Consider the following 12,083-nt stretch of genomic DNA (forward strand, 5'->3'; position numbering starts at 1 on the left):
CAATGAGCTGGATTGAACGCATACTGAATAAAAGCACTGCCACGCCAACGCGCAAAGCCAGCATCCCGGAAGGGGTGTGGACCAAGTGCGATAGTTGTGGGCAGGTGCTGTACCGCGCCGAGCTGGAGCGTAACCTCGAGGTCTGCCCGAAGTGCGACCATCACATGCGCATGCACGCCCGTGAGCGTCTGCATAGCATGCTGGATGAAGGTTCGCTGGTTGAGCTGGGCAGCGAGCTGGAACCGAAAGATCTACTGAAGTTCCGCGACTCGAAGAAGTATAAAGACCGTTTGGTCGCCGCACAGAAAGACACCGGTGAGAAAGACGCGCTGGTGGCGATGAAAGGCACGCTGCACGGCATGCCAATTGTTGCTGTGGCCTTTGAGTTCTCCTTTATGGGCGGCTCAATGGGTTCAGTGGTTGGCGCGCGCTTTGTGCGTGGCGTTGAGCAGGCGTTGGAAGACAACTGCCCACTGATCTGCTTCTCCGCGTCAGGCGGTGCACGTATGCAGGAAGCGCTGCAGTCGCTGATGCAGATGGCGAAAACCAGTGCGGCACTGGCGAAAATGCAGGAGCGCGGCTTGCCGTATATCTCCGTGCTGACTGACCCAACCATGGGCGGCGTTTCAGCCAGCTTCGCGATGTTGGGCGATCTCAACGTGGCGGAACCGAAAGCGCTGATTGGCTTTGCCGGTCCACGCGTTATCGAGCAGACCGTGCGTGAAAAACTGCCGCCGGGCTTCCAGCGCAGTGAGTTCCTGATCGAGAAAGGCGCAATCGACATGATCATCCGTCGTCCGGAAATGCGCTTTAAGCTGGCAAGCCTGCTGGCGAAAATGATGAACCTGCCAGCGCCGCAGCTGGATGGTGATCAGCCAAATGTGGCTGAGCCGGAGAGCAACGAAGCCTGACAGGCAACGGAAAGGCGCAGCGATGCGCCTTTTTACCAATGCACCGTAAATCAGTAAACGGGACACATGGATAATCTTCTCCTTCCTCAAGCCACGTCGCCTTTGGCCACGTGGCTTCATTATCTTGAGCATCTGCATTCGCAGGCCATTGAACTGGGTCTGGATCGTATTCAACGCGTCGCCGCACGCCTCGACCTGCTCAAACCCGCTCCTTTTGTCTTCACCGTCGCCGGCACCAACGGCAAAGGCACCACCTGCCGCACGCTGGAAACGCTATTGATGGCCGCGGGCTATCGCGTGGGCGTTTACAGCTCGCCACATCTGGTGCGTTACACCGAACGTGTACGGGTGCAGGGCGCTGAACTGGATGAAGCGCAGCACAGCGCCAGTTTTGCCGCGATTGAAGCCGGGCGCGGTGATATTTCGCTCACCTATTTTGAGTTCGGCACCTTGTCGGCCTTCAATCTGTTCCGCGCGGCGAATCTCGACGTGGTGATCCTTGAAGTCGGCCTGGGCGGACGTCTTGATGCCACCAATATTGTCGATGCCGACGTGGCAGTGATCACCAGCATCGCGCTCGACCACACCGATTGGCTGGGTCCGGATCGTGAAAGTATCGGCCGGGAAAAAGCCGGCGTGTTCCGCGCAGGTAAACCAGCAATTGTCGGTGAAGCCGATATGCCGGGCACCATCGCCGACGTTGCAGCGGAGAAGGGCGCGGTGTTGCTGCAGCGCAATCGCGACTGGCAGTGGCAGCAAACGGGTACCAGCTGGACGTTGCAGGATGCGCACGGCGAGCTGCGCGATTTACCGCTGCCGCAGGTGCCGTTACCCAATGCCGCCACCGCGCTGACCGCGCTGCGTGCGTCGGGTTTAACGGTAAGCGAAGCGATTATTCGTCAGCATCTGCCGCTGGCGATTTTGCCGGGGCGCTTCCAGACCGTCAGCGAAGCGCCGCGCGTCATTCTCGATGTGGCGCACAATCCGCATGCCGCTTATTATCTGGCTTCGCGTCTGGCTGAAGAGCCGCACAGCGGTGAAGTGCATGCGGTGGTCGGCATGCTGCACGACAAAGATATCGCGGGCACGCTGGCGGCGCTGGCACCACAGGTTGATCGTTGGTACTGCGCGCCGCTCGACGGTCCGCGCGGTGCCTCCGCCGATGAGCTGCTGGCTCATCTGGACGGCGGTGTGGCTTACAGCAACGTTGATGCAGCCTGGCAAGCGGCGCGTCAGCAGGCGCGTCCCGAAGATGTGATTCTGGTGTGTGGCTCTTTCCACACCGTAGCGCAGGTTATGGAATCGATGGCAGCGGAGAACGGCAGTGGCAAGTAAGTTCCAAAATCGCTTAGTCGGTACGGTCATTCTGGTGGCGATTGGTGTCATCGTCTTGCCCGGCCTGCTAGACGGTAAGAAGAAACATTATAAAGAAGAGTTCGCCGCCATTCCGCTGGTGCCCAAAACCGGACGATCAGCAGGATAGCGAAATGGTGCCGCCGGTGACGCAACCCTTGCCGGCGCAGCCGCCGGAAGGGGCGGGCGCGGCCCAGAATCAGAACGGTGGTAAAACCGCCACCAACGGCAGCGCACAGCCCACGCAGAATAGCGAGCCCAGCGTGGTCACGCCGCCGCCGGTGCATCAGCAAGTGCAGCCGAAACCGGTGGAACAGTCGAAGCCAAAAGCGGTCGAGCAGCCGAAACCGAAGCCGGTTGAACAGCCGAAGCCAAAACCGGTGGAGCAAGCTAAGCCGAAGCCCGTCGAGCAGCCGAAACCGGTAGAGCAGTCGAAACCGGTGGAAACGCCGAAGCAGAGTGAACCGGCAGCGCCAGCTGGTCAGGCATTCGTGGTGCAGCTCGGAGCGCTGAAGAATGCGGCGAAAGTGAGCGAGATTGTGGCGCAGCTGCGTCTTTCCGGTTATCGCGCCTTTACCGTGCCGTCTACGCCGGTGCAGGGACAAATCACCCGCATTTACGTCGGTCCGGATGCCAATAAAGCGAAGCTGCAAGGCTCGCTGAGTGAGTTGCAAAGCATCTCCGGCCTCGGTGGCGTGGTGAAACCGTATAGCGCGCGATAACGCGCTGATAAGCCGCGCCAATAGCAGAAAAAGGCGCGGCTTTACAAAATTTTTGTAGCGAAGCGCGACAGGAAAATCATTGAATATCAGTGGATTAAATCACTGATAATACACAGGGCGAGGAAAGTTTTTTTCATCGCCCTTTTTGCGGAAACAGAACCGGAAAACCCTACGCAAACGTTTTCTTTTTCTGTTAGAATGCGCCCCGAACTGGATGCAGGGGTGCGATAGCACTGGGCTGGAAGAGTTCATGATCTGGATTGATTACGTCATTATTGCGGTAGTTGGTTTTTCGGCTCTGGTCAGCCTGATTCGCGGGTTTGTCCGGGAAGCCTTATCTCTCGTTACCTGGGGATGCGCGTTTTTTGTCGCCAGTCATTATTACGCCTACCTTGCAGTCTGGTTTACAGGTTTTGACGACGAACTGGTTCGCAACGGCATCGCTATCGCGGTGTTGTTTGTTGCCACCCTGATTGTGGGTGCCATCGTGAACTATGTGATCGGCTCGCTGGTTGAAAAAACCGGCTTGTCGGGAACCGACAGGGTGTTGGGTGTCTGTTTCGGGGCGTTGCGCGGTGTGCTGATCGTGTCTGCTATGCTGTTCTTTCTCGATACATTCACCGGCTTTTCTAAAAGCCCGGACTGGCAACAGTCGCAACTCATTCCCCAGTTCAGTTACATCATCAGGTGGTTTTTCGATTACCTGAAAAGCACGTCGAGTTTTTTACCCCGGTGACACCATCGGGAGTGCGGCTAATGAGGAAATGACAATATGTGCGGTATTGTTGGTATCACCGGTTTCATGCCAGTAAACCAGTCAATCTATGACGCGTTAACGGTGCTTCAGCACCGCGGGCAGGATGCCGCCGGCATTTGTACCATCGATGCTATTAACTGCTTCCGTTTGCGTAAAGCCAACGGCCTGGTCAGCGATGTGTTCGAAGCGCGCCATATGCAGCGTCTGCAGGGCAACATCGGGATTGGTCATGTGCGCTACCCAACGGCAGGCAGCTCCAGCGCCTCTGAAGCGCAACCTTTCTACGTGAACTCTCCTTACGGCATCACGTTGGCGCATAACGGCAACCTGACTAACGCCCACGAACTGCGTAAACAGCTGTTCGAAACGGGTCGCCGTCACGTTAATACCACCTCAGATTCCGAAATCCTGCTGAATATCTTCGCGCAGGAGCTGGACCGTTTTCAGCACTATCCGCTGGAAGCTGACAACATTTTTGCTGCGGTGGCGGCTGTGCATCAGCAGGTGCGCGGCGCTTACGCAGTGGTTTCAATGATTATTGGACACGGAATGGTCGCCTTCCGCGATCCCAACGGTATTCGTCCGCTGGTGCTGGGCAAGCGCGTTATCGCCGATGGCCGCACCGAATACATGGTGGCGTCAGAGAGCGTCGCGTTGGATACGCTGGGCTTCGAGTTCATTCGTGACGTAGCGCCTGGCGAAGCCGTGTACATCACCGAGCAGGGCCAGCTCTCTACGCGTCAATGCGCCGAGAACCCGAAAACCAATCCGTGCCTGTTCGAATACGTCTACTTTGCGCGTCCGGACTCGTTCCTCGACAAAATCTCGGTGTACAGTGCACGCGTGCGTATGGGCACCAAGTTGGGTAACAAAATTGCCCGCGAGTGGGAAGATCTGGATATCGATGTGGTGATCCCGATTCCGGAAACCTCAACCGATATCGCGCTGGAAATCGCACGCATCCTCGACAAGCCATATCGTCAGGGCTTCGTGAAGAACCGCTACGTTGGCCGTACCTTTATCATGCCCGGCCAGCAGCAGCGCCGCAGCGCCGTTCGCCGTAAGCTGAACGCCAACCGTGCTGAGTTCCGTGATAAGAATGTGTTGCTGGTGGATGACTCCATCGTTCGCGGCACCACATCCGAGCAGATCATTGAGATGGCACGTGAAGCGGGCGCGAAAAAAGTCTATCTCGCCTCGGCGGCACCAGAGATCCGTTTCCCGAACGTCTATGGCATTGATATGCCAAGCGCTACCGAACTGATTGCGCATGGCCGTGAAGTGAATGAGATTTGCCAGCTGATTAAAGCGGATGCGTTGATTTTCCAGGACCTGAACGACCTGATTGAAGCGGTGCGTGAAGAGAACCCGGATATCGCCAACTTTGAGTGCTCGGTATTCAACGGCATCTACGTCACCAAAGATGTCGATCAACAGTACCTTGAGTATCTGCAGTCGCTGCGTAATGACGATTCCAAAGCCATCGCGCGTCAGACAGAAGTGGAAGGTCTGGAGCTGCACAACGAAGGCTAAGCCAGAGGTTATGGCAGAGTAAAAGCAGGGCGGGCGCAATCCCGCCCTGTTTGTTTTTGTATTTTTGTTCAGTGAGCCGCTATCATTGCCGCAATCTGAACCTGCAAGGCTGAATTATGAAACGACTGATCATTGGTATTTCCGGCGCCAGCGGCGCGATCTACGGCGTACGCATGTTGCAAGTGCTGCAACCGCTGGCGGAGGTGGAAACCCATTTGGTGATCAGCCCCGCCGCGCGGCAAACGCTGGCGCTGGAGACCGATTTCAGCCTGCGCGAGGTGCAAGCGATGGCCGATGTGGTGCATGACGTGCGCGACATCGCCGCCAGCATCTCATCCGGATCTTACAAGACTCTCGGCATGGCGATCGCGCCGTGCTCGATGAAAACGCTGTCAGGGATCGTGCACAGCTACAGTGATAGCTTGCTGACCCGCGCCGCCGATGTGGTGCTTAAAGAGCAGCGTAAGCTGGTGCTGTGTGTACGTGAAACGCCGCTGCATTTAGGACATCTGCGCATGATGACCACCGCCGCAGAGCTGGGCGCGCTGATCATGCCACCGGTGCCAGCGTTCTATCATCGTCCGCAATCGATCGGCGATTTAGTCGATCAAACGGTGAATCGTGTGCTCGATCAGTTCGATATTGAGCTGCCAGAAGATCTTTTCACTCGCTGGAGTGGCGCATAATGGTGCATTAATGCACTGCTCGTGTGCAAATTCGCGTGTGCGATCACTCTTCGTGCATCTTGTGCACCAAAAGTTAACAATGTCGCTTTTTCTTCCTCACACCACTGTTATATTTCCCTCACAAACTAAGTGCTTGCGCCGCTAACCGGCGCAGTATTTAGCGCGCTTGCGCAGCGTTTAGCCAATTCGCACAACTGGCATGAAACGTGCACAGCTTACAGCGCAAACCAACACATCACGCACCACATAACAATAAGCACTTCACTTGAGGGTTAACTATGAAAAAGCGAGTTCTGGCTCTTTCTCTGATGCTGACAATGGTAAGTAGCGCGAGCGTCTTCGCCGCTGTGCCGCAGTCGCTGCGCATCGGAACTGACCCGACTTATCCGCCATTCGAATCCAAGAACGCGCAAGGTCAGCTGGTGGGCTTTGATATCGATCTGGCGAACGAAATTTGTAAACGTATCAAGACTAAATGTACTTATGTGGAAAGTGATTTCGATGCGCTGATCCCGTCGCTGAAAGCGAAAAAGATCGACGCCATCATCTCTTCTCTGTCAATTACCGAAAAGCGTCAGGAAGAGATTAACTTCTCTGAAAAACTGTACGCGGCAAACGCGCGCTTAGTGGCTCCGAAAGGTTCTACGCTGCAACCGACCATTGAATCCCTGAAAGGGAAAAACATCGGTCTGCTGCAGGGCACCACCCAGGAAACCTATGCAAAAGAGTACTGGCAGCCAAAAGGTGTCACCGTTACGCCTTACGCTAACCAGGATCTGGTGTATCAGGATCTGAATGCCGGTCGTATTGATGCCGCGTTCCAGGACGAAGTGCAGGCGAGCGAAGGTTTCCTGAAGCAGCCTGTTGGCGCTAAATATGCGTTTGCCGGCCCGGCAGTGAAAGACGACAAGATCTTTGGCGTCGGTACCGGTATGGGCTTGCGTAAAGATGATGCCGATCTTAAGGCCGCGATCGATAAAGCTTTTGTTGAGATGCGTAAAGACGGCACTTACGACAAGATTGCTAAGAAGTACTTTGATTTCAACGTGTACGGCGATTAATTATCCTGTTTCCTAATCCTGGTCTGTGAAAGGCAGGAAGGTTGCACATAAGTATTCACTCCGGGCGCTTACCTATGTAAACTGCCCGGCTTCATACGCTTGCCGCCATCCATCCTGCGATTCAAATTCCCCGGTTAGGACTGTCCGTCAGTTGGGCAGCGTTTGTAACTTACCCTCACGACAGGATTGAACCCATGTTGTATGGCTATTCCGAAGTAATCCTCAAGGGCACCCTTGTGACGCTGGAGCTGGCGCTCAGTTCCGTGTTGCTGGCGGTGGTGCTCGGCTTGATAGGCGCTGGCGCCAAACTTTCCCGCAGTCGCCCGCTGGCGATGCTGTTTGAAGGCTACACCACCTTAATCCGCGGTGTGCCCGATTTGGTGTTGATGCTGCTGATCTTCTACGGTCTGCAGATCGCCTTGAATACTCTCACTGATGCGCTGGGACTGGCGCAATTTGATATCGACCCGATGGTCGCCGGTATCATCACGCTCGGCTTTATCTACGGCGCCTACTTCACTGAAACCTTCCGTGGTGCGTTCCTCGCGGTGCCAAAAGGGCAGATCGAAGCGGCAACCGCCTTCGGTTTCACCGGCTCGCAAACCTTCCGTCGCATTCTGTTCCCGGCCATGATGCGCTTTGCGCTGCCGGGCATCGGCAACAACTGGCAGGTTATTCTCAAAGCCACGGCGCTGGTTTCGCTGCTGGGGCTGGAAGATGTGGTGAAAGCCACGCAGCTGGCAGGTAAAAGTACCTGGCAGCCGTTCTACTTCGCCATTGTGGCAGGTGTGATTTATCTGGTGTTTACCACGCTGTCGAATGGCGTGCTGTGGTGGCTTGAACGTCGCTACACGGTGGGTGTGAAAAGGGCAGAGCTATGATTGAGATTATTCAGGAGTATTGGAAACAGCTGCTCTGGACCGATGGTTACCGTTTTACCGGCATCGCGATTACGCTGTGGTTATTGATCATCTCGGTGGTGATTGGCGGTTCGCTCGCGGTGCTGCTGGCGATTGCGCGCGTCTCCTCTAACCGCTTTATCTCCACGCCGGTTTGGCTGTTCACCTATGTGTTTCGCGGCACGCCACTGTATGTGCAACTGCTGGTGTTCTACTCCGGCATGTACACGCTGGAAGTAGTGAAGGGCACCGAGCTGCTGAACGCCTTCTTCCGCAGTGGATTGAACTGTACGCTGCTGGCGTTCACGCTGAACACCTGCGCCTATACCACCGAAATCTTTGCCGGTGCGATTCGTTCGGTGCCGCACGGTGAAATCGAAGCGGCGCGCGCCTATGGCTTCTCGCCGTTTAAATTGTATCGCTGCATCATTCTGCCTTCGGCACTGCGCACCGCGCTGCCGGCGTACAGCAATGAAGTGATCCTGATGCTGCACTCCACCGCGCTGGCGTTTACCGCGACGGTGCCGGATCTGTTAAAAATCGCGCGCGATATCAACTCGGCCACCTATCAGCCGTTTACCGCGTTTGGCATCGCTGCGGTGCTGTATCTGATTATCTCTTACGGGCTGATTAGCTTGTTCCGCAAAGCTGAACAACGCTTCCTGGCGCACGTAAAACCTTCTTCATCGCATTGAGTATCACTATGGCTGACAATAAATTAAGCGTTACCGAACTGCACAAACGTTACGGTGAACATGAAGTTCTGAAAGGCGTATCGCTGCAGGCAAATGCCGGCGATGTGATCAGCATTATTGGCTCGTCCGGTTCCGGGAAAAGTACCTTTTTACGCTGCATTAACTTCCTCGAGAAACCGAGCGAAGGCACCATTGCGGTCAACAACCAGCAGATCAATCTGGTGCGCGACACCGATGGTCAACTGAAAGTCGCGAACAAAGAGCAGCTGCGTATGCTGCGCACGCGCCTGACCATGGTGTTTCAGCACTTCAACCTGTGGAGCCACATGACGGTGCTGGACAACGTTACCGAAGCGCCGATTCAGGTGCTGGGGCTGAGCAAGGCGGAAGCGCGTGAGCGTGCGATCAAGTATCTGGATAAAGTCGGCATTGATGCGCGTGCGCGTGCCAAATATCCGGTGCACCTTTCCGGTGGTCAGCAGCAGCGCGTGTCGATTGCGCGGGCGTTGGCGATGGAGCCCGAAGTCTTGCTGTTTGACGAACCCACTTCTGCGCTCGATCCGGAACTGGTCGGCGAAGTGCTGCGCATTATGCAGAAACTGGCGGAAGAGGGCAAAACCATGGTGGTGGTAACGCACGAGATGGAGTTTGCTCGTCACGTCTCTAATCATGTGATCTTTCTGCATCAGGGCAAAATTGAAGAGCAGGGCACGCCGGATGAGCTGTTCGGCAATCCAAAAAGCCCACGTTTGCAGCAGTTTTTGAAGGGATCGTTGAAGTAGTTTTGTGCCCGCTGTCCCCCATCCCGGCCTTCCCCCGCCTGCGGGGGAAGGAGACGCTGCCATATGCAGCACCAGAACGAACATATGGCAGCATCTTCCTCCCCCATTTATGGGGGAGGACCGAGGTGGGGGACAGCGAGCACCCTCTACCCCCGCAACAACTTCAGCGCGGTATCCTCATCGGTCACCAGACCTGACACCCAGCCGCCCTGCAACGCCGCGCGAATCGCCGGATATTTACGCTCGCTGCCGGCAAAGCCAATAATCTGGCGTTGCGTCTGGCTCTCCAGCAACACGCTGGTGAGCAGTTCATCGGTTTCACCCCACACGCGTTCACCTTGCTGATTGAAAAAGTGCCCGAGCATTTCGCCCACCACGCCGCGCGCGTTGAGCGCAGCAACTTGCGCATCGGTGATAAAGCCTTCGGCATGCAGCGGGCAGCCGGGCTGCACTTCGCCGATGCCAACGAAGGCCACATTCGCCTGCAAGGCGCGTAACGTCACGCGCTGATAAACCTGATGCTGAATCCACATCTCTTTATCTTCAGGCGTATCCGCATACAGCGGCGCAGGAATGAAGAAATACTTGCCCTGCATCTTCTCCGCCATCTTCAGCGGCACGTCATAGCGCGTACCCGAGTCGTCCCGCGCAATCGCGCCAATCATCGAAACGCACTGATGCTGCGGTCGCTCAACCCAGGGCAGCGCATCAATCATCGAGCGCAGCGTCTTACCGGAACCAATGCCAAATACCTGCGGCTGCTCCTCGCTGATGTATTGCGCCATCACCGCCGCGCCTTCCACTGCCAGCATCTGCTGAATAGCGTCATCATCCAGATTAGCGGATGGCACCACACGGCACAGTTGCAGGCCAAATTTATCCTGAACGTCGCGCGCCAGATGCAAGCAATGGGTAACCGGATGATCAATCTTTACGCTCACCATGCCCATTTCACGCGCGCTGGAGACCAATCGCTGCGCCACCTGACGTGACAATCCTAACGCGCGTGCAATCTCTTGCTGCGTCACGCCCGCCACGTAATACATCCAGGCCGCACGTGCTGCCAGTTCTTGTTTTTTCTCTTCTCTGCTCATCGCGCTGTTCCGTCAAAACCGGTGCGCCATGTTAACGCGAGATGCCGATGAAGTGTTAACTGAGCAAAAGCCCTAAAAAAGAGCAAAAGTATTAATTGTGACTGAGCTCGCAGAACAAGGCTGCTCGCTCGCACTATGCTACGCCTCATCGGGCAAATGCCCTTAATCGTGGCAAATGTTTATTTTGAGGCGACTATGACCAATCAATCAGTGTGGATGCATATCGGCGCAGGATCTTTTCACCGCGCGCATCAGGCGTGGTATCTGCATAAACTACGCGAGCAGGGCGATGACAGCTGGAGCATTGCCCTCGGCAATATCCGCAATGATGCCGCGCCGTTGCTAAAGCAACTCGCTGCGCAAGAGGGCGAATATGTGCTGGAAACCGTTACACCCGATGGCGAACGCGCCTATGAAACCATCACGTCATTGCGCAAAATCCTGCCGTGGGATAGCGACATCAGCGCGCTGGTGGAGCAGGGAGCGAAAAGTGAAACCCGCGTGATAGGTTTTACCGTCACCGAAGCCGGTTACTATTTGACACCGGAATTCGAACTGGACCTGACGCAACCGGATGTGCAGGCCGATGTGAAAGGCGACATCCGCACGATTTATGGCGCGCTGGCACGCATCCTCACGCAGCGCGTGGCCAACGGTGGCGCGCCCGTTACGCTGCTCAACTGCGATAACCTGCGCCACAACGGCGAACGTTTCCGTCACGGCTTCCTCGCGTTTCTTACCGCCAAAGGTGACAACGCCTTAGCGAATTGGGTGCGCGAAAATACCACCTCGCCCAACACCATGGTGGATCGCATTACGCCGCGTCCAACGCCGGATGTGGCAGAGCGCGTTAAAGCCGCTACGGGTAAAGAGGATGGTGCATCGGTGATGGCCGAATCCTTTATTCAATGGGTGATTGAAGATGACTTCATTGCCGGTCGGCCGGCGCTGGAGAAGGTTGGCGTTGAGCTAGTGGAATCGGTATTGCCGTGGGAAGAGGCGAAAATCCGCATCCTTAACGCCACGCATGCGGCGATTGCCTGGGCAGGCACGCTGATTGGCCTCAATTACATTGATGACAGCACGCGTCAGCCGGCGATTTACCAACTGGCCTATGACTACGTGACCCAGGATGTGATGCCATCGCTGTCGCCGAGCCCGCTGGATTTAGCCGATTATCGCGATGTGGTTCTGGCGCGTTTTAGCAATCCCTACATTAAAGACACCAATCAACGTGTTGGCGCGGACGGTTTGTCGAAAATCCCCGGCATGGTGACGCCAACACTGCGCGAATGCTATCAGCGTGGCGCAGAACCGGCGGCCACGGCCGTGCTGCCTGCACTGTTCTTCCTGTTCCTGCAACGCTGGGCCAGTGATGATTTGCCTTACACCTATCAGGATGGCGTGCTGCAAGCCGATGCGCTGCGCCAGCAGTTTAGCCGCTCCGATGCACTGAACGCTTTCCTCAGCGATAGCGCGCTATTTGGCGAACTGGCACAGGACAAGGCGTTTCATGCGCTGGTGACGCGCAGCGTGGCGGATCTGCAACTGTGGCTGAAACAGCCAGAACGCATGCTGGCTGCGGTGTAA

Annotated in this window: 11 protein-coding genes and 1 pseudogene; 11 read left to right on the forward strand and 1 reads right to left on the reverse strand. The window is 56.1% G+C overall.

Features of this window, described 5'->3' with window-relative positions; all coding sequences use genetic code 11:
* Window positions 1-2 precede the first annotated feature (2 nt).
* The 10 genes and pseudogenes from accD to hisP all read left to right on the forward strand — a co-directional run bounded on the left by accD (window position 3) and on the right by hisP (window position 9,399).
* Window positions 3-911 carry an acetyl-CoA carboxylase, carboxyltransferase subunit beta gene (gene accD / locus Q3H59_RS06310; protein ID WP_008105205.1) on the forward strand — a complete coding sequence of 303 codons (909 nt, stop codon included), beginning with the start codon at window positions 3-5 and terminating at the stop codon, window positions 909-911.
* Window positions 912-977: 66 nt separating this feature from the next.
* On the forward strand, window positions 978-2,246 hold the full coding sequence (folC, locus tag Q3H59_RS06315; protein ID WP_309833834.1) for a bifunctional tetrahydrofolate synthase/dihydrofolate synthase: 1,269 nt from the start codon (window positions 978-980) through the stop codon (window positions 2,244-2,246).
* Window positions 2,236-2,986: pseudogene (gene dedD, locus Q3H59_RS06320) on the forward strand (cell division protein DedD). Before folC ends, dedD begins: the two are co-directional and overlap by 11 nt.
* Window positions 2,987-3,236: 250 nt before the next feature.
* Complete coding sequence (gene cvpA / locus Q3H59_RS06325) at window positions 3,237-3,722, forward strand: colicin V production protein (RefSeq protein WP_064739347.1); 486 nt, start codon at window positions 3,237-3,239, stop codon at window positions 3,720-3,722.
* 36 nt (window positions 3,723-3,758) lie between these two features.
* Window positions 3,759-5,276, forward strand: a complete 1,518-nt coding sequence (purF, locus tag Q3H59_RS06330) for an amidophosphoribosyltransferase (RefSeq protein ID WP_101763639.1) — start codon at window positions 3,759-3,761, stop codon at window positions 5,274-5,276.
* 116 nt (window positions 5,277-5,392) lie between these two features.
* Entirely contained in the window at window positions 5,393-5,962 is a 570-nt protein-coding gene (locus tag Q3H59_RS06335) for a UbiX family flavin prenyltransferase (RefSeq protein ID WP_061717852.1), read from the forward strand.
* 278 nt (window positions 5,963-6,240) lie between these two features.
* A complete protein-coding gene (gene argT, locus Q3H59_RS06340) occupies window positions 6,241-7,023 on the forward strand; it encodes a lysine/arginine/ornithine ABC transporter substrate-binding protein ArgT (RefSeq protein WP_101763640.1) in 783 nt (260 codons plus the stop codon).
* 194 nt (window positions 7,024-7,217) lie between these two features.
* Window positions 7,218-7,904 carry a histidine ABC transporter permease HisQ gene (locus Q3H59_RS06345; RefSeq protein ID WP_008105192.1) on the forward strand — a complete coding sequence of 229 codons (687 nt, stop codon included), beginning with the start codon at window positions 7,218-7,220 and terminating at the stop codon, window positions 7,902-7,904.
* Window positions 7,901-8,617, forward strand: a complete 717-nt coding sequence (locus Q3H59_RS06350) for an ABC transporter permease (RefSeq protein ID WP_008105190.1) — start codon at window positions 7,901-7,903, stop codon at window positions 8,615-8,617. The genes Q3H59_RS06345 and Q3H59_RS06350 overlap by 4 nt, the downstream gene beginning before the upstream one ends.
* 8 nt (window positions 8,618-8,625) lie before the next feature.
* Window positions 8,626-9,399: a histidine ABC transporter ATP-binding protein HisP gene (hisP, locus tag Q3H59_RS06355; protein ID WP_101763641.1), complete on the forward strand. Its 774-nt coding sequence runs from the start codon at window positions 8,626-8,628 to the stop codon at window positions 9,397-9,399.
* 146 nt (window positions 9,400-9,545) lie between these two features.
* On the opposite strand, the gene Q3H59_RS06360 is transcribed toward hisP, so the two are convergent.
* On the reverse strand, window positions 9,546-10,493 hold the full coding sequence (locus Q3H59_RS06360; RefSeq protein WP_101763642.1) for a sugar-binding transcriptional regulator: 948 nt from the start codon (window positions 10,491-10,493) through the stop codon (window positions 9,546-9,548).
* Between the two features lie 195 nt (window positions 10,494-10,688).
* Here Q3H59_RS06360 and dalD point away from each other — a divergent pair, with 195 nt between their 5' ends.
* Complete coding sequence (gene dalD / locus Q3H59_RS06365) at window positions 10,689-12,083, forward strand: D-arabinitol 4-dehydrogenase (protein WP_217548736.1); 1,395 nt, start codon at window positions 10,689-10,691, stop codon at window positions 12,081-12,083.

Source organism: Pantoea sp. SORGH_AS_0659, assembly GCF_031453915.1.
GTDB lineage: Bacteria > Pseudomonadota > Gammaproteobacteria > Enterobacterales > Enterobacteriaceae > Pantoea > Pantoea leporis.